Genomic DNA, 20,204 nt, shown 5'->3' with positions numbered 1-20,204 from the left:
TCCTTGATTTAATATTCCCAAAGTTAAATTGTAATAAAAAAACCCATATTAAAAAATATGGGTTATGTGTTTTGACGCTTTTTTTATTATTACTTTAGTTATTGCCCACTTTTTCACATCGAACTAAAGGCTCATCAGGAACAATATTTTCATCCCAAATCCCTTCTTCAATATCATCTTGCAACTCTGGATATTGGCGAATATCAAATGTAGGCAGTAAGCCGGCTTGTCGTTGCTGGTTATAATCTTTAACTAATTTTAAGGCGACACCAGAAAGTAAGATGATTGCGATTAAATTAGTCATTGCCATTAATCCCATTGAAAGATCGGCCATTTTCCAAACAAGAGGCATATCTGCTAAAGCGCCAAACATCACCATAGCTAAAGCCGCTGAACGTAAAAGAAATAGACCTGTTGTATGATTACGTCCAAGGAAAATCATATTACTTTCAGCATAAGCATAATTAGCAATAATAGAGGTAAAAGCGAAGAAGAAAATGGCAATAGCAATAAAAGTACTCCCCCAACCTCCCACACTCGATGACAATGCCAATTGTGTTAATTGAATACCGTTAATGCCTTCTGGATAACTATCGAGTACACCTGATGATAAAATAATCACCGCAGTAGCACTACAAATAACCAAGGTATCCATAAAAACACCTAGCATTTGAATATAGCCTTGAGATGCTGGATGTGGTGGATAAGGTGTTGCTGAAGCTGCAGCATTAGGTGCCGATCCCATACCTGCTTCATTAGAAAATAAACCACGCTGAATGCCTTGTGTCATCGCTTGGCTAATACCATAAGCAATTGCACCCGCTGCGGCTTCCTGTAATCCAAAGGCACTTTTAAAAATTAAAATGAAAACTTCAGGTAAGCGCTCAATATGATCTGCAACAACCCAAAAAGCTAATAATAAATAAGCTGTTGCCATAATAGGAACAACTAACTCAGCAACTCGTGCAATCCAACGCAGGCCACCAAAGATAATAAATCCGCTGGTTAGTACTAAAAATATCCCCACATAGAGTGGATCAAAATTAAAGGCAGAAGCTGTGGCTTGAGCAATCGAATTGGCTTGAACAGCATTAAAAACTAAACCGAAGGCGATAATCAAGAAAATGGCGAAGAGAACACCCATCCAGCGCATTTTCAGCCCTTTAGTCATATAATAAGCAGGACCACCACGGTAATTACCATCATCATCTTTTGTTTTATAAAGTTGCGCGAGCGTACTTTCTATTAATGATGTTGCCATACCAATTAAAGCAACTACCCACATCCAAAAAATAGCGCCAGGGCCACCTGCTGTTAAAGCAATCGCGACTCCCGTCAAGTTTCCAGTACCTACACGCGCAGCTAAACTGGTGCATAATGCCTGAAAGGAAGAGATCCCTGATTTATCTGACTTGTGGCTATTTTTTAAAATAGAGAACATATGACTAAAATGTCGGATTTGTATAAATCCAGTACGGATAGTAAAGTAAATACCTACTCCAAGAAGTAAGTAGATAAGAACATATCCCCATAAAATGTTATTCGCAAAGTTTATTAGCCCTGTCAAATTAATCCCCTTATATAATAACGTATATAACCTATCCTTACATCGCTATTGAAATAAAAAAGCAAGCAGATATCGTGTAATTAAGTCAATTACTGAATCGAATCCGTCTTAAAGTAATATCAAAGATTACTGTGTGAAAAGCGAACTAAATGTAACACAATATTGTGTGAGATGTATATTTTTTGTTTATTTTTTTACGTGTTATTATTTTATTTTAATTATCTCGTTAACTAAAACAAACAATATTGTAAAATAAAAAAACCATATATATCATTAGGATAAATAATTATTTTTTTATTTTATTTACTCGAAAAAGTAAAGTAAACACTTTGGTCATTAAGTTAATCAGTCATTTTAGAAAAAGAATAAACAGATTAAAAAAACATCAATTAATAATTTTTTCTATTTATCTAAAATAAGATTTAAATGAACTATTAAAGTCATTAATTAAAGTGTTTTTTAATATCTAATTTAACATTTTGATAATTAACATTTAAGAAATAAAGATTTTCACAACAATTAACAATAAATATTTTATATTGTCGTATTAATAAAATGCTTTAATATTAATAAGATATTAAGATTAGATAAAAAATAAACTTTACATCTTTATTTTATCACACTACTCTAATACATTAATTCTAACATGGTTTGTTATCTTAGATTTTTAAGAATGCTGTTGATTAGTTTCTCTTCTCTTTTTTATTCACTTGCTATTCATTAATAACACTCTTCTTATTTGAATATTAATTAAAGTTTAATAACACTTTATTTCATATTAATAAAAAAATGCAGAATCACGTAAGTTTACCTATTAACCATTTAGTTAATTTTATTTATACTATGTTTTTCCCTGGTGTTGTATTAATTTTTGCCCTGTTTCCCCAATAGGGCATTTTTTTATCCTAATATTTCATAGCCTTACCACAACCCCTTGTCAAATAAGATAAAATAAAAACACATGAAACATCTAATTGATAAATTAACATTATTTACCTATTTTTAATGCAAAATCTTTCATTTTTTTCATTGATCTAAATCAAGTTAAACATTAATATTATTTACTCTTCTTATAAGTAAACTGATTTTTCTCTATTTTAGAATTTATTTAATAAGGGTTGAAAATGTTTGTTTTATCATTAGCCTTATTTGAATTACCCATAAAGTGGTATAACAATTTAAAAGGAATAAGATTTTATTGTTATATTTAATGACCTTGATTAAAAATCGTCCCAAATAAAGTACATCATTTTTACTACACATTAATGACTAATATCTTTATTTGCTTGCATTAATAAGCATGCTCTTTTACCTTATTTATATCGTTACAGAGGGATAAATAATGAGTTATAACCTTTCAGAATTAACACAAGAAGAAAAAGATAAGCTAAATATAAGTTTAGCTGCTTCAGGCGTCGCTTTTAAAGAACGCTATAACATGCCCGTTGTAGCAGATGCTGTTTTAAGAGAACAACCTCAAGCTTTTCATGCTTTCTTTCAAGAAAGGCTGGTATTTTATCGCGCAAGAAGCCAACACTATTCTCGTTTACCTTATGAACCGCAGATAAAAAAATAGTCAAACACTCTCCGTGATTTTGATAATGGTAAAAAAAGAGATAAACCAAGATTTATCTCTTTTTCTTTCTATATATTAACTAAAACTTACTATCATCTATCTATTATTTAGGAGAAACATAAGTAATCGTATTGTCATCACAATTGACTTGAACATTGTAACGAAGGTCTGTTCTCGCCCCTCTTACATTCAATACCATCTGATAGTTATTATCCATCTTGATAACTTCATTGGCATTAATACTCGCAACAGGTTTTGATCCTAATGCATTTTTATCATCTTGCCAGCGAGGTAAACGATTTTGTAGATAATCATTTTTTACTCTTGTAACAAGTTGATTGTTATCTAAATTAACGCAACTCGCAAAGGGAGCGGAACGCACAATATCTTTATTAACCTTTTCGATACTTTCTGCAGATGCTCCAAAAGAAACAGCAAGTAAAAGACCTGCTCCAAGTACCCCTGTTTGACCAATAAACTTGCTTAATTTCATATAACCTCCCGAAAATATCCTTTAAAACAGGATGTGTTTTCATTAAGCATAGCACATGGTCAATAACACAATTGTGACATTTGTTAAAAAAATGTTTTATTCATTCTCATCATCAAATACGATGGAAACAGATTCACGAGTTGTATGTTTCTCTCTTAATTCTTGAGCGACTAACTGAATTGCCTCTCCGCTGCTCATTCCCTCAGCCATAAGAGATTGAATTTTTTCTACTGCTTTTTGCTGCTCTTCATGTGTTAATGTAGGCATTCCTAGAAACATAATGTTACTCTTATCTTTATTAACGTCTATTTTGTATTTACATGAATGTAATCTTTTTGATTACAATTTAATGTGCGAATAATACGACACACTTTGTTTATATGGTCATAAGATGGATATGCAATTACAACAACGTGAATTAACTTATACCCCTGATCTAGCATTACGGGTATTTTCTCCTATTGCCTCATTGCCTTGGTCTAGTTTACTTCATTCTGGCTTTGCCGAACATCCTCATAACCGTTTTGATGTTGTTGTCTCGGATCCGGCTGTAACTTTGGAAACGCGTAAGCAAACAACAACCATTAAAGAAAAAAATGGTGCGGTGAAACGTTCTAAAAAAGATCCCTTTACACTTATTCAATCTGCGTTAGAACAATTTAATTTCCACCCAGAGCATAATGAATCGTTGCCTTTCTTAGGAGGTGCTTTAGGTATTTGGAGTTATGACTTAGGCCGTCGTTTTGAAACTCTACCTGAAATAGCGAAAAATGAACTTAATTTCGCAGATATGGCGATTGGTATTTATGATTGGGCACTTATTGTTGATCACCATTTAAAAAAAGCCACTTTAATTAGTTATCACAATATTAATGAGCGTTTACAGTGGTTAGAAAACCAAGCATCCACATCTATTGATACTACATTTGCTTTAACAACTGATTGGCAATCAAACATTAGCAATGATGAATATAACGATAAGATTGCTAAAATTCATCAATACTTACTTTCGGGTGACTGCTATCAAGTTAATTTAGCTCAACGTTTTTGTGCAAATTATACTGGTAGTGAATGGAATGCATTCTTAACATTAAATCAAGCTAATAAAGCGCCATTCTCTTCTTTTATGTGTTTACCCAACAATTTTGTGATTAGTGTTTCACCTGAACGCTTTATTCATTTAGCTGATAATAAAATAGAAACACGCCCAATAAAGGGAACGCTACCTCGTAAAGTATTGTCAGAAGAAGATGATGAACAAGCACTGTTATTAGCAAACTCTCGTAAAGATCGCGCTGAAAACTTAATGATTGTTGATTTAATGCGTAATGATATTGGCAAAGTTGCAGTAACAGGTTCAGTAAAAGTACCAGAGTTATTTGTTGTTGAACGCTTCCCAGCAGTACATCATTTGGTCAGTACGATTACAGCGCAGTTACCTTCTCATCTAGCAGCAACTGATTTATTAAGAGCAGCTTTTCCCGGTGGTTCTATCACTGGAGCACCGAAAATCAGAGCGATGGAGATCATTGAAGAACTTGAACCTCATCGTCGCCATGGATACTGTGGTGCGATTGGTTATATCAGTTTTTGTGGCACAATGGACACCAATATCAGCATCCGCACTTTATTGACTGAAAAAAATAAAATTTACTGCTGGGCAGGTGGTGGTATTGTTGCTGATAGCGTTGCTGACAAAGAGTACCAAGAAACATTCGATAAACTTGGGCAAATATTAACTGTTTTAAGTGAGTCTACTATCGATGACACCCATTGATACTTTTATCAATCGTTTCCAACTCACATTACCTGATGACAAGGTAAATCAGCCTATTCATACCCAAAGATCGGCGGCAGTCTTGCTGCCGATTATCAATAAACCTAATCCAACATTATTATTAACTGAGCGTGCATCAACGTTACGCTCTCATGCAGGACAAGTCGCGTTACCCGGCGGTAAACGTGATCCTGAAGATAGCAGCCTTATTGCAACTGCACTAAGAGAAGCACATGAAGAAGTGGCTATTCCACCCAATGTTGTATCCGTTATTGGTCAGTTAGCCCCTTTACAAAGTTCTAGCGGGTATTTAGTCACCCCAATTGTGGGTGTTATTCCTGCAGGTTTACCATTACGCCATAATCCTGCTGAAGTCGCCTCTATCTTTGAAATGCCACTAAGTCATGTACTTAATGCCCAGCATTATCAGCCATTAGATTTTCATCGTGCTGGTGAAAATCATCGTATCTACTTTTATCCCTATAATGGACATCTTGTTTGGGGATTAACCGCCGCTATTTTACATAGACTCGCTCTGCATATTACTTAATACGCTATTTTATATCCAACCTGTGCTTTTTATCATCGCCTTCACAACTCTACTTAGCTATTTTAAAAAAATGTTGTAAACTACATCATTAACGGGACGATATAATCGTAAAAACGATCCCTTTACTATAAATAACTATATTTTATTCTTTTTAACCCTCTCTCTTATTATTAAGGAGTCTGACGTGATTAGCGTTTTCGACATGTTTAAAGTGGGCATCGGACCATCTAGCTCTCACACCGTAGGGCCAATGAAAGCGGGTAAAGAATTTGTCGATGATTTAGTCAGCCAGGAATTGATTGCGTCTGTCACTCGCGTAGCTGTTGATGTTTACGGCTCCTTGTCTTTGACAGGCAAAGGTCACCATACTGATATCGCAATTATCATGGGGTTAGCAGGTAACGCACCAGCTACTGTCGATATTGACAGCATTCCCGGTTTTATTCGTGAAGTTGAAGAAACTGGCAAGCTATCATTAGCAAACGGCCTAAAAGTGGTCGATTTCCCAGCAGAAAGTATGCATTTCAGTAATGATAATCTGTCATTACATGAAAATGGTATGACAATCCATGCTTTTGCAGGCGACAAAGAAGTCTATAGAAAAACCTACTACTCTATTGGTGGTGGTTTTATCGTTGATGAAGAAAATTTTGGTAAATCAACATTAAATAGCAAGCCAGTTTCATACCCTTATGCAAGTGCAGAAGAGTTATTAAAACACTGTAAAGAAACGGGTTTATCCATTTCTAGCTTAATGATGAAAAATGAGCTAGATCTGCATACTCAAGCAGAAATTAATGCTTATTTCGCTGATGTTTATAAAACAATGCAAGAGTGTATTGAACACGGTTTAAATACAGAAGGCGTATTACCGGGACCATTACGCGTACCTCGTCGCGCAGCTGCATTAAATCGCTTATTAACATCAAGCAACAGCCTGTCAAACGATCCAATGAAAGTCGTCGATCTGATCAATATGTTTGCACTGGCAGTTAATGAAGAAAACGCAGCAGGTGGACGCGTTGTCACAGCACCAACAAATGGTGCATGTGGTATCGTTCCTGCTGTATTGGCTTACTACGATCGTTGCATCGAACCTGTTACACAAGAAACCTACTTACGTTATTTCTTAGCATCTGGTGCAATTGGTATTCTTTACAAAATGAATGCTTCTATTTCAGGTGCTGAAGTAGGTTGCCAAGGTGAAGTTGGCGTAGCTTGTTCAATGGCGGCTGCGGGTCTTGCTGAATTATTAGGTGGAAGCCCTGAACAAGTCTGTATTGCTGCTGAAATCGGTATGGAACACAATCTTGGTTTAACTTGTGACCCAGTTGCAGGTCAAGTTCAAGTTCCTTGTATTGAACGTAATGCTATTGCTTCAGTTAAAGCCGTTAATGCTGCACGTATGGCAATCCGTCGTACCAGTGAACCTCGTGTTTCTCTCGATAAAGTCATTGAAACCATGTATGAAACAGGTAAAGACATGAATGCTAAATACCGTGAAACATCACGCGGTGGTCTTGCAATCAAAGTCCAGTGTGACTAATTAGCATTATTTAGACAGAAAAAGCCATTCAAAATGAATGGCTTTTTTATTTTCGCTACTTTATTTTTAATCATCGCTTAACCCTTAGATAACTAAAGATAATAATCATAAAGTAACCATTTAAAATTAAGTAGTATATCTTTCTATAATTTAAAAATTTCTTATTTTTCTATATTAAACATAAGTATTAAATATACGCATTAAATATAGGCTCATTTAGTATTCATTTAATTTTATAAAGAATAAAGCTTATAATTTTCAGGTGTATTCATTTCTATAAAAAAACTAATTTCTTATTATAAAAAGAATTAAAATCCATTGTTTATTATATGGTTAATTATTCATCATATTGAAATTTATCATTTTTTTAACATCTAATTATTATTTACAATATATTTAAAATTGCCAAACTTAATAATGATAATTATTATCAATATCATCTTTGGAATATAATAAATAATATGTTGCCTTTCGAAAATAATATGTTATCTTCTGCACCAAGTCATTGGGGAGTAGCCTGTCTTAAAATAAAAAACATTATTTTAAGAAATCTGTATCAACATACTCGCTTATTTTCATCTAGCGTGGTGCAGATGCCGTAATACGGTTGGCAAGACCATAGACACATGATTGTACTTCTTTGGTTGGGGGTCAATTGTGTGTATATGGAAATACCCCAACCGAGGCTTTATTATGAGTTTCTACGCTACTATCATTCTCGCCCTTGCCCTTTCTATGGACGCATTTGCTGTCGCAGTCTGTAAAGGTGCCACATTACACAAACCTCGTTTTCGTGAAGCACTCCGCACTGGATTTATATTCGGTATTATTGAAGCCAGCACACCCGTTATTGGTTGGGCACTAGGTTTATATACTAGCCAATATATTATTCAATGGGATCACTGGGTTGCCTTTGGATTACTGTTTGTTCTTGGTAGCCGAATGATTTACCAAAGCTTAAAACGTGGTGATGATTGCCCTTGTGAAGAAGATGCCCCACAACGCCACGGCTCACTGTCTTTAATCGCAACAGGTATTGCAACAAGCCTTGATGCAATGGCAATTGGTGTCGGTTTAGCGTTCCTTCAAGTCAATATTGTTCATACCGCAATGACGATTGGTATGATGACTATGATTATGGCAACTCTGGGTATGCTAATTGGCCGTTATATTGGTCCAGTACTTGGAAAAAAAGCAGAAATTATCGGTGGGATCGTATTAATTGCAATCGGCTTTAATATTGTCTTCGAACATTTAGAATTATTTATGTACGCCAAATAATCGCTAATATAACATATTGAAAAGCTTAGGTTTGAAATATTACAACCTAAGCTTTTTTATTAATTTAATAAAATATTTTTAATTTTGCGAGATTAAGCATGACGTTGGTAAACACGAATTAAAAAATCGGTTTCACATTCAAAATTTTTACTTTCCGCTAATGACTGTTTTACTTCTTCACTAGCGCGCCATGCAAATGGTGTCATTTGTAATAAATCAAAAGCCTGCTTGCCGTTTAAATTCATCATATAAGCAACTTGATGTTCAGATACTTTATTAAATCCATCAAAATATTCTTCTTTTAATGGATGAAGATGTACTTCTGAATAAATCAGTGCTTTTAACTGATAGAGATGACGAGGGGCTGGTGTAACAGTAATGATATAACCATTATGCACAATAACTCTTGCTAACTCATCACTATTACAAGGGGCGTAAATACGCACAACCGCATTTAAAGAGGCATCACAAAAAGGTAAACGTTGACTTGAAGCTACACAAAAGTGAATTGATGAATAACGTTTAGCAGCATATTTAATCGCAACTTTAGAAACATCTAAACCATACACTTGCGGGTTATGTGATTTTAGATTTTGATAAAACTGATTGGTGTAATAACCCTCACCACAACCAATATCCAAAACAACACTGTTATCTTCAGGCAATAATGTTTGTATTAACTCAGCCACTTTATCTCGCATTGGCTGGTAAAAACCTGCATCTAAAAACTCACGGCGTGCGTTGATCATTTCAGCGCTATCACCAGGCTCTTTTGAGCGCTTAAATTGCACCGGTAACAGATTTACATACCCTTCTTTAGCGCAATCGAACTGGTGATTATTATCACAAACCCAACTGTGAGCTTGAAGAGAAAGTGCCTGATAACATAATGGACATTGATAGGACATAGTAATATTTTTTGTATAACCCAGAATAAAATTGGGAGAGATAATAACATACCTCACCCAACCTTGCGGAAAACCTTACTTTTTATTTTTAATCTTAAATTATACTCTCTATGCTAAGTTACTTAACAGCCACAACTTATAGGCAAATCAACTTCGCTTAAGTTTTTCAGTGTTAGCGATAAATAACGCAATAACTAACAGCAAAATTGCACCTGATTGAATTAGCGTATCAACAGAGTCTTTATGCTCAACAATAATTAAACGTACGATTGCCGTTATCCCAATATAAATAAAATATCTAAGTGGGAAATGTCCGCCAGATAAAAAATACTTAACAATAAGCGCAATAAACTCAAAATAAAGAAAGTAGATCAAAATACCTTCTAGCAATTGATAAGACGACTCTTCTGCACCTAAATTAAATAATAATGAAGCAATTACGTACGTTTCTTTGATAAGAAAACTAACCAGTACAATTGCTAAAATAAGTAATCCAATATTAAGCACCCACTGTAATATAGTGGCAATACATTTCAGTAAGTCTTCGCTTGATTTTCTCATATAAACTATAACCTAGTGGGATCATCCATGATGTGTAAAAATGATAAAAGGCCTATTAGGCAATTTTGCTAAATTTTAATAGATTTATGCATTCATCACACTATTTTTTATCTTTTAGAGCCAAAAAACCAAGAATAATGATGCAATAATCGCAATATTTGCTTTTAAATTTCAACTTGTAAGCCAGTTTACTTATACTTAATTTAAGAGCTAATTTATTGAAAAGGCACACTATGGCTAACAAATACCTCGTTGCAATTGATTTATTAGAAGATAGCAGAATTCAGCGCATGATCGAAGATATTCACTTCCTAGCTAGGAAACCAGAAAATTATTTCCATTTCATTACAGTTATGCCTAATTTACGCTCTTTAGAAGCTTATGGGCTTAATTGTGATAGCACGTCTGTCGTTGAGAAAAAACAACAAGCTTTAGTTCTATTAACTGAAAAATTAGAGCAATGTGTAAAACAACAATTTAACTTACCCAAAGAACAATACCAATGTCATGCCGTTATTGGTACGCCTAATTACAATATTCTAGAATTAGCAGAAAAAATTGATGCAGATACCCTTATTATAGGTTCTAGCTCACGCAATAAACGCAATATATTACTGGGTTCTACAGCAGATTATATAGTGAATAATACATCACGTTCAGTAATGGTCATTCGCAAGTAAAATCACTCACCTTCTTTTCTTTTGGCAATAAATAATACTAGATTATTTATTGCCAAAAGAACTCTGCAATTTTCTTCATTATAAATAGCACTAAATGCGCCTTAATTTTTTCATTTCAAAGAGCTAACTTGTTAGTATACAGACCAAAAAAACTAAAATTTCAGGTCTATTTTATCGATGTTTCTGCTTTTATCCTAAATTTAATTCCAATAAATTTATTTTCATTCTCTGTCTTCCAAACTTTACATGAGATACTTATGAATCAAGATCTAAAACAGAAAATCTGTACATTTGAAGAAGGTTCTCCTGATGAAAATCCGTGGGTAAATGGGAAACCAACACCAAGTGTAATAAAAATTGAGCCATATAATGAATTATGGGTAACATTATTTAATCAACAAAAAGAAAATATTATCCAAAAACTAAAAGATAAATGTTTGGCCATTGAACATATTGGCTCAACAGCGGTACCTGGATTAGATGCAAAACCGATCATTGATATTGACTTAATTGTTGCAGATCCCGCTGATGAACCCAGCTATATTCCTTGGTTAAATCAGTTAGGCTATGAACTTACAGTAAGAGAACCTTCCTGGTATCAACATCGTATGCTAAAACTAGATACACCTAAGGTGAACCTACATGTATTTGCACCTAATTGTCCTGAACATCTTAGACATATTTTATTTAGAGATTGGTTAATTAACCATAAAGAAGATAGAGAGTTATATATAGATGCAAAACTCAGTGCAAAAGAAGATGTTGAAAATGTACATCAATATAACCAGAAAAAAGATCATGTTGTAAAAGCTATTTATCAGCGAATTTTTGATTCACTTTAAGCAATCTATTCCCCTTTTTATTTCATACCCTCACACTATTCCTAAAGTGAGGATATGAATTTTATTGTTTGTTTTTATTCAAAAGATAAAGACTGCCCTGCATTAAAATCTTTCGCATTAAGATATTTTCGTCCTAATACACCAGTGCAATGGCATCCATAAACATCAATATTTGTATCTATGGCTTTTTTCGCACGCTGCAATGCTGATGGTGTTGCACAACGTAAATGCAATCCTCCTACAATCGCTTGAATTTGGTTATTTCCTGTTATTCTTTTCGCATGTCCAATGATGGATTCGATCCCCGAGTGACTGCAACCTGTGATAATCACTAAGCCTTTCTTTCCTTGCCAAACAAGAAAGCTATCATCAAGAACATAGTCATCTTCTTCGCCTGATTCATGAATAATAACACCGTAGCGTTTATTCACTTGGCGTTGAGTCACTTGCCCCGAATAGATAAAGGTTTCTTCTATTGCTAACGGTGCTTGTGTTAATTCAAAAGAAAACTGTACTTCAAGTTTTTTGCGATCAAATAAAGGTGCTAACCGTTTAAATTTAATATTTTTATTGCCTAAAAAAAGTGCTGAATAACGAACAGAAAATAGATGGGGATGAGCGATAATTCGTGGTTTATGAGTGAAAAAATCTGCTGGTAAATGAGTGAGCCCACCAAAATGATCATAATGCCCATGAGACACAACAATTGTTTTCAATGTGGTTAAATCAATACCCATTTTTTTGGCATTTGAAATAAAAGTAAGGTCTTTTCCAGTATCAAAGAGAATTTTAGCTTGGCACTCATCATCTTCTAACAATAATGATAAACCAGGGTAGTGGTTAAGTTCAGGATTAATTGATTTGTTTTCTAGCAATGCGGTGATCGTTAGCATAGGGATTTTTTAATTATTATCAGGAGGTAACTTATAGTAATTAAAAAAAGAATTTGTTCAAAATGTAAAAGTTGTCTATCTGTGCAATTGTTTTACCTTTTGAGCCGCATAATCGCTGTTACGCACAAACGGAACATAACAGCGATATCACTAAATCTGTAAATACGCTTATTTATCGCTTATAAGAACATTAGGCTTATCTAACTGCCCTATTTTCTTACTACCATAACAGAACGTTTTGCATAACGTGTAATATCTGCAGCAGTTGAACCTATATGATATGAATCGTCTTCAGGATTATGTGAACCAATCACAATTAAATCCGCATTTACTTCATCAGCAACCTGTAATATTGCATCTCTTGGTGTACCTATACAAATGTGAGTTTGCATTCTATCGTCAGGTAAATCAAAACGTTCGATTATTTTCTTAAGCTCTTTTTCCGCAGACGTTTTTAAGCATTCTTGATCTAATTGATCATCATTCATAACAAGTCGATAATAAGAAGATTGTGGAAGTTTAGGAAGTACATACAAAAAGTGAACATAAGGATCTTCATTTTTTGCAATATTTTCCACTAACGGAATTGCTTTGTTCATCAGGTTATCTTCATCAATATCAATGGGAACCAAAATATTCTTATACATACCGTCTCCTTTTATTTTAATTGTAGGATAGTGTATTTTTAGAAAAATACCGGATGTAGTTAACACATTTTAAAAATATTTTATTTCGGAAAGATAACGTCTCTTTTTCACTCAAATTAATGATGAAAATAAGTAAAAAAATGAAAATAAATATAAACTTCATTCTTAATAATTTTTTATTTTAGAAACTATTAATTATTTTATTAGTAATAACATTTTATTTTTAATAAAAAGCCTTATTAAATAATAAGGCTCTCTCGTTTTACTATGTAATTGATGTGGTCGTCACTATGTTATTTTTGAACAGCGTTTTTCTGTTTGTTCTTCTTAACGTATTGATAACCAACTGTTAATGCAATAAACCACAGTGGAGTCACACTTAATGCTTGGCGAGTATCATGTTCAAAAGCTAATAGCACTGTCATAAATGCAAAAAATGCAAGGCATAGCCACGACATAATAATCCCCAAAGGCATTTTATAGATAGACTTCTCATGCAATTGTGGACGTTTTTTACGATATGCCAAATAAGAGCATAAAATCATACTCCAAATAAACATAAATAATAACGCAGAGACTGTTGTTACCAAGGTAAATACGTGCATAACATCAGGAATAAAGTAAATTAATATAATTCCACATGACAGACATAAGCTAGTAAATAACAATCCATTCGCAGGTACTGCACGCTTAGATAATTGGCTAAACTGTTTTGGCGCTTCGCCTTCTTTAGATAAACCGAATAACATTCGGCTTGTGGAAAATATCCCACTATTCGCAGAAGAAGCAGCAGCTGTTAATACAACAAAATTTACTAAACTTGCGGCTGCAGGTATTCCAATCATAACGAATAGCTCAACAAATGGGCTTTTATCCGCCAAAATAGAGCGCCACGGAGTTACCGACATAATAATGGCTAATGCTAATACGTAAAAAGTAATAATACGGATAGGAATAGCGTTAATAGCTTTTGGTAAAGATTTTTCTGGATTACGTGTTTCTGCAGCTGCGGTACCGACTAATTCAATCCCAACAAAAGCAAAAATAGCAATTTGGAATCCAGCAAAAAAACCACTTAGTCCTTTGGGGAACATTCCTCCATCATTCCAAATATTTTCTAGTGCGGCAGTGTGCCCTGCAGGAGATTCAAATCCAATACTGATAAGAACAATACCTACAATAATTAAAGAGACTATTGCGGTTATTTTTATCATGGAGAACCAGAATTCCATTTCTCCGAAGAGTTTGACTGTCGCTAAATTTAAAATAAGCAATGTCAGTACACAAATAAAGGATGTACCCCACTCAGGAAAATTAGGTGCCCAATAACTAATATAAGACGTTATAGCCACAATATCGGCAATACCTGTAATCACCCAGCAAAACCAATATGTCCAACCGACAAAGAAGCCAGCCCACGGCCCTAGTAAATCACCAGCAAAATCACTAAATGACTTATATTCTAAATTCGATAATAGCAGCTCGCCCATGGCTCTCATTACAAAGAACAAGACAAAGCCAATTATCATATAGACAAAAATAATTGATGGCCCAGCTAACGAAATGGTTTTCCCTGATCCCATAAATAGACCAGTACCGATAGCACCACCAATAGCAATTAATTGAATATGACGATTTGTTAGCCCACGCTGTAGAGTGGCATTTTTCACTCTAACGGGAGGAGTAATTTCTGTTTGATCTTCCATACAATACCTGAAGTGTTTTCATATTTTCGATGTTGTTTTCACCGCTATTTTATTTTTTGACGCGGTAATATGTTTGCGAAATTATTGTGACACAAATCTCAGTATAAGTAATGAAAAGATCACTTTTAGTAAAATGAATGATGCTTTGATAACCAGATAAGATCCTTTCTTTAATTTACTCGGCGATATTTTATACATTTGAAAAAAAATCAAAATAAGCGCTTGACCAACGCATTTGAGAGGAGAATAATCAGCGCATCGGGTTGTTAGCTCAGTCGGTAGAGCAGTTGACTCTTAATCAATTGGTCGGGAGTTCGAGCCTCCCACGACCCACCAATTTTAAGCTGATAAATCAGGTAATTGAACCACTTCGTAAGAAGTGGTTTTTTGCTTTTGGAATAAAACCGTCGCGAAAACGTCACTTTTATCTAAAGTTAAACACTCAAAATAATACGGTAATTAAAGAAAATAGCATCCGCTTATTTTTCATCCAAATTTAAAATAAATAGAATCAATCAAAACAAACAATTAATCTAGTTTAGCTAGACAATTCAATACAAACCGCCAGAAAGTCTATTTTATCTCTTTTTTATCTTTAAATTCCCCGCCAAAATCATCAATCAAAACATAATTAATGGTATTTATTCTACTATCTACTAGGTTGGTTTGCTGTTTGGAAAATGGCGCTATCATAGGAATAAGAATATTAGGATTATTTTCACTTGATGCTGATTTAATGGTGACATAAAAAGGTGTCGGGTTTTCAATTGTTAATTGTTTATCTGATTTCGTAAAAATAAGAGCGCTACTGACATCGGAAATCGCCATAACTAAATCATCAGGGCGATAAAATACTTTTACTTGTAATCTAACGACGACATTAATTAAACCTTCATCATATTTTTTATTTGCTGGCTTAGGCATGATTTCATATAAATTCAGCCAATAAAGTGTTTCTTTCTCTTTATCTGTATTGGTAAATTTATTAATCACTCGTACCTGTTGTGATTCACTCGGTTTTAATTGTAATACTGGTGGTAGTGATAAAGCGGAAACATCGGTTATGGTTTCTGGGGTATTTTCTGGGTTACCATCATCCACCCATGTTTGAACCACCACCGGAAACTCGCCATCATTTTTTATATTTAATGATGCTTCTCTGTCTGAGTGATAAAGCACCACTCTTGAACCATCTAATGCTAAATTCGCTTTGGCGATAAACGAAAAACACAGTAACAGAATAAAAATACTGATCCTTTTCATATTTATTGCACCTGTATAATCACTTGTAATGTCGCATTAAATTTACCTGCAGTTATTTTCTCTCTCGGTAACGCTTCTAATGAGGCATATAATGTTTTAGTTAAATCGGCAATACCATTATTAAATGAGACTGAATTAGCATCATCATAAACAGGATACCAACCGTAGCCCTCACCTTGTCCTTCATTAGCTAATGTTGATAATAAATTTAATGCTCCACCTGATGGGCGATATATTCTTACACCAACCCCTTTTGCCATATTTGAGTCAGTACCATAACCGTCTGTCACTAAATGGGTAATTGCGGCACCATTAGGTACTGTTAATCCTAATTCAATTGCCTTATTGACATTCGCTGGTCTGGGTAAAAATCCCATTGCAGTTTGTCCTGCTCCCGTTCCACTAGAAATATTGCTCATACCATCACTCGCTGGTGATGTTAATTGGCAATAAAAATCAATCGTAATAGGTAAAGTCACTTTTTTACCACTAGCTAACTCATTAATAGTGACCAATGGGAATGAAACATAAGGCGTAACATTTCGCACAAAACAAGTGGATGCATTACGAATATAAATACGGCGAGACATGTTTACAGCCGCAGGCCAATAAGCATAAAAGCCATGATAGTTTGTCGCGTGATCTGAACCATCTTTTAATAAATAAGAGAAGTTAGAACTTTGAAAAGCAATATAACCTGCAGGTTGGTTAATAAAAGTAATTAAGCCACTACTTGATTGTGCAGGTGGCATATCACTTGTTCTTTCATAGTTAATCTTAAATAACTCGACTTCCATATTAGAAAAGTTTTTTGCTTTTACTAAGATCCATCCTAGACTATCTCTTTCTAAATTATCTAAAGCGCGAGATTTCCAATAGCGACTATAATATTCGCCTGTAATGGTGTTTTTAATGCGAATACCTAATCCTCTTGCCAGGCTAATATAAGTATCATTTAAGCCTAATGCTGGATTAACTAAATTTTTGCCACCATAGCTATAGTCGCCATTAGTTGAGTAAAACTCTCTTAATTTACCCTCTTCATCGGCGGTGCAACGAAATAATATTTGTTCAGGATCATATACTTCATAACCAGCCTCAAAAAAAGAAACAAAACCACTTGCCACTAATGTACCCGGAACTTGAAACTGGTCGTTATTGACATTAATTACTTTTGGCGTATTTCCCATTGAGCCAGAATCATCTCTTGCACCAGCCCAACTTTTCGCTGAACCTTTGCCGGGTTCGGTATAATACGAACTATTGGGATTCGTCGTCGTGGTTGTTATTTTATAACATGTTGCCAAAGCTAAAGAAGGAAATAGCATCAACGCCAATAAAATAGAGGACTGACAAGAAAGTAAACAGCGATTTAATTTCATAAACATTGACCTGATAATAAAATAAGTTTATCGGCTTCTTTTTCTTCTGGTATTGAGTAATCGATTTGGCAACTATCTTCATCTTTACCGACAGTCAGTGTCCCTTTTTTATTTTCAACTCTGACATAAATCTGATTACCTTGTCCCACTATGCCAACAATATGTCTATCTTTATCATAGACATTTTCACCTAATGCCAATGAATTTGCAGGCTTAACCGAAATCAATACAGGATATCCGACTTGGGTTTTAAAGACGATTTTAGTACTAGAACCTGAATATGGTGCTATTTGCTTAGTATTTTCTAATAGCTCAATATTATTATTCCTAATATTTTTCCCATCCAAACTAACATTATTATATTGGTAAGGGACAAGAGATGGCACAATGGCATAACCAAAGGGATCTATGCGTGCTCCCATACCATTACTCACACTCGCGCCACTTGCACCTTTTGCTTCGACTAAAGCAAAAGAATCACTAATGCGAGGCCCTAACGTTACCCCTCCACTATGTGCAACTAACGCACCTTGAATACCAACACTACCTTGAGTGTAATGTTTACCATTAGAGATACTGCCTGATAACGTGGTAAAAGGAAGCTGTTTGATTAAATGCAAACCACTGCCTACCGCTCTATTTTGTGTGTCGTAATCTGCATTTACACTATAAGAAAGTGTTTTATCTTCTCCTAAAAGCCCTGATAAATTCGTTTGATAACTCGAATCATCACTAGAATGGCTAGAAGATAACGATAGCATTGGTGAATAATCAGAACGTCCTAATGGCATAGAAACAGATAACATCACCATATCTTCTGATACCGGATCCGTTGTTATTGGTGTAAAGGTATTATTCGCTGTCATTTGACCCGTTTTTTGGCGACTATAGGCAAGACTATAAGCTATATCTTTATAGGTATTTGAATAACCAATTTGATACTGAGCATCATGCCCTTTATTACCATAATAGTTACTGATAGAGCCTGAAATATAAAGTTGTCCCCACTTATCAAGAGACTGATTAACACTAAGTGTAAACTGGCTTTCTTGGTTATAGCTGCTGGAATTCCATTCCATGTCATTACTTGCACTTTTTCTTAACCCCAAGACATCATTATATTCGCGGAAATTCTCTGTTGAATATTTATAGCCTGCAAGTGTAATAACGGTATTTGTTGGGCTAAAAGTACGGCTATAACTAATACCTAAACGCCCACCTTGATAATTTTTGCCACCCACATCAGCATTTGAAAATGCCGAATTAAAACCTATTGCTCCTAATTTTGTGGCAATAACAGAACCGACAAATACTGCCTGATACTGATGCCCTACACGCACCCCAGTATTTAACGTTACAGTGTTATTCATACCATATTGCAAGGCGATATCTGAAAAATAACTATTTTCTGAACCGAAATTATTCACTTCACCCGCGGTAAAGTTATATTTAAAACGGCCTGCCCTTACTGACTCAGGTAATGCAGTGAATGGCACAGTGAAAGAAGAAACTTTGCCATTACTTTCGTTAATCTCGACTAATAAATCCCCTTCATAACTGGTTGGATAAAGGTCATCTATTTCAAATTGCCCTGGTGATACTGTCGTTTGATAAATTTCAATACCATTTTGCTTTATCACCACACGAGCAGTAGTCGTCGCAATTCCACGAATAACAGGCGCATAGCCTTTTTGAGAATCTGGCAACATTCTTTCATCAGACATTAATTGAATACCTTTAAATGCCAGACTTGAAAATTGTGCACCTGTTGTATAAATATCGCCGACAACTAACATCGACTTTAATGTCAATAAAGGTTTTTGTAGATAAGTTCTTATCCAATTAAATTCACTATTACTTCCCGATTTCGATGAGTTATAAGAGTAAGACGCCTGTTGGCGAAATTGCCAAGTACCCAGATTTACACCCATGTTGATACTACCAAAACCATAGTCTGAAGCTTGTCCGTTCGATTTATTCTTATAGTAGTTACCAGAATAATTGGTGAACAACATAGTGTTGCCTGCATCTAAATCGTCTTCATTAACATAGCCTTGTGGTCTTCGTTTTAATAAGATTTGAGGTACTGCAATCATTATTCTAAAGTTAGAAGCATCAAACGAATCTACAATGTTTTTATTGATCTGGTTTAATACTAAACATTGACCATTATCTTGGTTACTCTCGTTATCAAGCAAAATACCCATTTCATCAATCTGTTGTTGATCAAAACACGGTATCACTTTACCTTTATCATTTAATTGAAAACTCACTGTTTTTCTTTCAAGAAAACGATTATTAATATAGATATCAACATCATAATCACCAGGCTCCACATAATTACTATCGTGAAGCTGATTAATGTTGATATTATTCTTGCTACCTAATAATAGAGAAGGATCAAATTCATAGTCATCAGCGAATGCAGAAGGCATTGATTGAATAAATAGAGAAAATGAGCCGATTATAAATACGACTTTTATTCTCTTATTTAATTGCGCTGTGCTTTTTTCTATGAATTTCATTTCAATA

General features: G+C 34.5%; 18 protein-coding genes, 1 tRNA gene and 1 riboswitch. Of the genes, 8 read left to right on the top strand and 11 right to left on the bottom strand.

The features are described from left to right. Positions 1–94: 94 nt before the first annotated feature. Positions 95–1,567, bottom strand: coding sequence for an alanine/glycine:cation symporter family protein (locus DK857_RS05130; RefSeq protein ID WP_088495266.1), 1,473 nt, complete (start codon positions 1,565–1,567; stop codon positions 95–97). Between the two features lie 1,342 nt (positions 1,568–2,909). Here DK857_RS05130 and DK857_RS05125 point away from each other — a divergent pair. Next, positions 2,910–3,143, top strand: coding sequence for a DNA polymerase III subunit theta (locus DK857_RS05125; protein ID WP_109394010.1), 234 nt, complete (start codon positions 2,910–2,912; stop codon positions 3,141–3,143). A 103-nt stretch (positions 3,144–3,246) separates the two neighbouring features. On the opposite strand, the gene yebF is transcribed toward DK857_RS05125, so the two are convergent. Together yebF and DK857_RS05115 are read right to left on the bottom strand one after the other, a co-directional pair. Further along, entirely contained in the window at positions 3,247–3,636 is a 390-nt protein-coding gene (yebF, locus tag DK857_RS05120) for a protein YebF (protein ID WP_109401714.1), read from the bottom strand. A gap of 96 nt (positions 3,637–3,732) precedes the next feature. Further along, the gene (locus DK857_RS05115; protein WP_069367593.1) at positions 3,733–3,915 is read right to left on the bottom strand and encodes a YoaH family protein; all 183 of its coding nucleotides are present in this window, start codon (positions 3,913–3,915) and stop codon (positions 3,733–3,735) included. Positions 3,916–4,027: 112 nt separating this feature from the next. Between DK857_RS05115 and pabB the strand changes: the two genes are divergently transcribed. The 4 genes from pabB to mntP all read left to right on the top strand — a co-directional run bounded on the left by pabB (position 4,028) and on the right by mntP (position 8,790). Continuing rightward, a complete protein-coding gene (gene pabB, locus DK857_RS05110) occupies positions 4,028–5,413 on the top strand; it encodes an aminodeoxychorismate synthase component 1 (RefSeq protein WP_109394012.1) in 1,386 nt (461 codons plus the stop codon). Continuing rightward, complete coding sequence (locus tag DK857_RS05105; RefSeq protein ID WP_109394013.1) at positions 5,400–5,963, top strand: CoA pyrophosphatase; 564 nt, start codon at positions 5,400–5,402, stop codon at positions 5,961–5,963. Before pabB ends, DK857_RS05105 begins: the two co-directional genes overlap by 14 nt. Before the next feature lie 184 nt (positions 5,964–6,147). After that, positions 6,148–7,509, top strand: a complete 1,362-nt coding sequence (locus tag DK857_RS05100) for an L-serine ammonia-lyase (RefSeq protein ID WP_109374205.1) — start codon at positions 6,148–6,150, stop codon at positions 7,507–7,509. Positions 7,510–8,004: 495 nt separating this feature from the next. Further along, positions 8,005–8,118, top strand: a riboswitch (yybP-ykoY riboswitch). An 84-nt stretch (positions 8,119–8,202) separates the two neighbouring features. Next, complete coding sequence (gene mntP / locus DK857_RS05095; protein WP_006533102.1) at positions 8,203–8,790, top strand: manganese efflux pump MntP; 588 nt, start codon at positions 8,203–8,205, stop codon at positions 8,788–8,790. Positions 8,791–8,882: 92 nt separating this feature from the next. On the opposite strand, the gene rlmA is transcribed toward mntP, so the two are convergent. Both rlmA and psiE read right to left on the bottom strand, forming a co-directional pair. Further along, positions 8,883–9,698 carry a 23S rRNA (guanine(745)-N(1))-methyltransferase gene (gene rlmA / locus DK857_RS05090; RefSeq protein ID WP_109401713.1) on the bottom strand — a complete coding sequence of 272 codons (816 nt, stop codon included), beginning with the start codon at positions 9,696–9,698 and terminating at the stop codon, positions 8,883–8,885. Positions 9,699–9,845: 147 nt separating this feature from the next. Further along, positions 9,846–10,259 (bottom strand): phosphate-starvation-inducible protein PsiE, encoded by a 414-nt coding sequence (gene psiE / locus DK857_RS05085; RefSeq protein ID WP_109394015.1) that lies wholly within the window; start codon positions 10,257–10,259, stop codon positions 9,846–9,848. Between the two features lie 233 nt (positions 10,260–10,492). Here psiE and DK857_RS05080 point away from each other — a divergent pair, with 233 nt between their 5' ends. Together DK857_RS05080 and DK857_RS05075 are read left to right on the top strand one after the other, a co-directional pair. After that, the gene (locus DK857_RS05080) at positions 10,493–10,939 is read left to right on the top strand and encodes a universal stress protein (protein ID WP_098942463.1); all 447 of its coding nucleotides are present in this window, start codon (positions 10,493–10,495) and stop codon (positions 10,937–10,939) included. 257 nt (positions 10,940–11,196) lie between these two features. Further along, positions 11,197–11,781, top strand: a complete 585-nt coding sequence (locus DK857_RS05075) for a GrpB family protein (protein ID WP_109401712.1) — start codon at positions 11,197–11,199, stop codon at positions 11,779–11,781. 74 nt (positions 11,782–11,855) lie between these two features. Here the strand turns inward: DK857_RS05075 and DK857_RS05070 are convergent, their stop codons facing one another. The 3 genes from DK857_RS05070 to cycA all read right to left on the bottom strand — a co-directional run bounded on the left by DK857_RS05070 (position 11,856) and on the right by cycA (position 15,027). After that, on the bottom strand, positions 11,856–12,674 hold the full coding sequence (locus DK857_RS05070; protein ID WP_109401711.1) for an MBL fold metallo-hydrolase: 819 nt from the start codon (positions 12,672–12,674) through the stop codon (positions 11,856–11,858). Between the two features lie 209 nt (positions 12,675–12,883). Then, entirely contained in the window at positions 12,884–13,321 is a 438-nt protein-coding gene (locus DK857_RS05065; RefSeq protein WP_109394019.1) for a universal stress protein, read from the bottom strand. 293 nt (positions 13,322–13,614) lie between these two features. Continuing rightward, positions 13,615–15,027: a D-serine/D-alanine/glycine transporter gene (cycA, locus tag DK857_RS05060; RefSeq protein WP_109401710.1), complete on the bottom strand. Its 1,413-nt coding sequence runs from the start codon at positions 15,025–15,027 to the stop codon at positions 13,615–13,617. A 260-nt stretch (positions 15,028–15,287) separates the two neighbouring features. Between cycA and DK857_RS05055 the strand changes: the two genes are divergently transcribed. Further along, positions 15,288–15,363: transfer RNA gene (locus DK857_RS05055), tRNA-Lys, on the top strand. A 237-nt stretch (positions 15,364–15,600) separates the two neighbouring features. Here the strand turns inward: DK857_RS05055 and DK857_RS05050 are convergent. Genes DK857_RS05050 through DK857_RS05040 form a run of 3 tightly spaced genes read right to left on the bottom strand, consistent with a single transcriptional unit; the run spans position 15,601 to position 20,197 of the window. Then, entirely contained in the window at positions 15,601–16,290 is a 690-nt protein-coding gene (locus tag DK857_RS05050; RefSeq protein WP_109401709.1) for a fimbrial biogenesis chaperone, read from the bottom strand. A gap of 2 nt (positions 16,291–16,292) precedes the next feature. Next, positions 16,293–17,672, bottom strand: a complete 1,380-nt coding sequence (locus DK857_RS05045) for a fimbrial protein (RefSeq protein WP_227003120.1) — start codon at positions 17,670–17,672, stop codon at positions 16,293–16,295. After that, positions 17,669–20,197, bottom strand: coding sequence for a fimbria/pilus outer membrane usher protein (locus DK857_RS05040; protein WP_109401708.1), 2,529 nt, complete (start codon positions 20,195–20,197; stop codon positions 17,669–17,671). The genes DK857_RS05045 and DK857_RS05040 overlap by 4 nt, the downstream gene beginning before the upstream one ends. Positions 20,198–20,204: the final 7 nt, after the last annotated feature.

Origin of the sequence: Proteus terrae (assembly GCF_003144325.1) — a bacterium.
Classification (GTDB): Bacteria; Pseudomonadota; Gammaproteobacteria; order Enterobacterales; family Enterobacteriaceae; genus Proteus; species Proteus terrae.
This window is presented reverse-complemented; position numbering and strand designations above follow the sequence as displayed.

Bases quoted from the DNA above. Each gene is read 5' to 3' on its own strand.
- DK857_RS05125 (WP_109394010.1), top strand. From the start codon at position 2,910: ATGAGTTATAACCTTTCAGAATTAACACAAGAAGAAAAAGATAAGCTA.
- yebF (WP_109401714.1), bottom strand. From the start codon at position 3,636: ATGAAATTAAGCAAGTTTATTGGTCAAACAGGGGTACTTGGAGCAGGT.
- DK857_RS05115 (WP_069367593.1), bottom strand. From the start codon at position 3,915: ATGTTTCTAGGAATGCCTACATTAACACATGAAGAGCAGCAAAAAGCA.
- pabB (WP_109394012.1), top strand. From the start codon at position 4,028: ATGGATATGCAATTACAACAACGTGAATTAACTTATACCCCTGATCTA.
- DK857_RS05105 (WP_109394013.1), top strand. From the start codon at position 5,400: ATGACACCCATTGATACTTTTATCAATCGTTTCCAACTCACATTACCT.
- mntP (WP_006533102.1), top strand. From the start codon at position 8,203: ATGAGTTTCTACGCTACTATCATTCTCGCCCTTGCCCTTTCTATGGAC.
- rlmA (WP_109401713.1), bottom strand. From the start codon at position 9,698: ATGTCCTATCAATGTCCATTATGTTATCAGGCACTTTCTCTTCAAGCT.
- psiE (WP_109394015.1), bottom strand. From the start codon at position 10,259: ATGAGAAAATCAAGCGAAGACTTACTGAAATGTATTGCCACTATATTA.
- DK857_RS05080 (WP_098942463.1), top strand. From the start codon at position 10,493: ATGGCTAACAAATACCTCGTTGCAATTGATTTATTAGAAGATAGCAGA.
- DK857_RS05075 (WP_109401712.1), top strand. From the start codon at position 11,197: ATGAATCAAGATCTAAAACAGAAAATCTGTACATTTGAAGAAGGTTCT.
- DK857_RS05070 (WP_109401711.1), bottom strand. From the start codon at position 12,674: ATGCTAACGATCACCGCATTGCTAGAAAACAAATCAATTAATCCTGAA.
- DK857_RS05065 (WP_109394019.1), bottom strand. From the start codon at position 13,321: ATGTATAAGAATATTTTGGTTCCCATTGATATTGATGAAGATAACCTG.
- cycA (WP_109401710.1), bottom strand. From the start codon at position 15,027: ATGGAAGATCAAACAGAAATTACTCCTCCCGTTAGAGTGAAAAATGCC.
- DK857_RS05050 (WP_109401709.1), bottom strand. From the start codon at position 16,290: ATGAAAAGGATCAGTATTTTTATTCTGTTACTGTGTTTTTCGTTTATC.
- DK857_RS05045 (WP_227003120.1), bottom strand. From the start codon at position 17,672: ATGAAATTAAATCGCTGTTTACTTTCTTGTCAGTCCTCTATTTTATTG.
- DK857_RS05040 (WP_109401708.1), bottom strand. From the start codon at position 20,197: ATGAAATTCATAGAAAAAAGCACAGCGCAATTAAATAAGAGAATAAAA.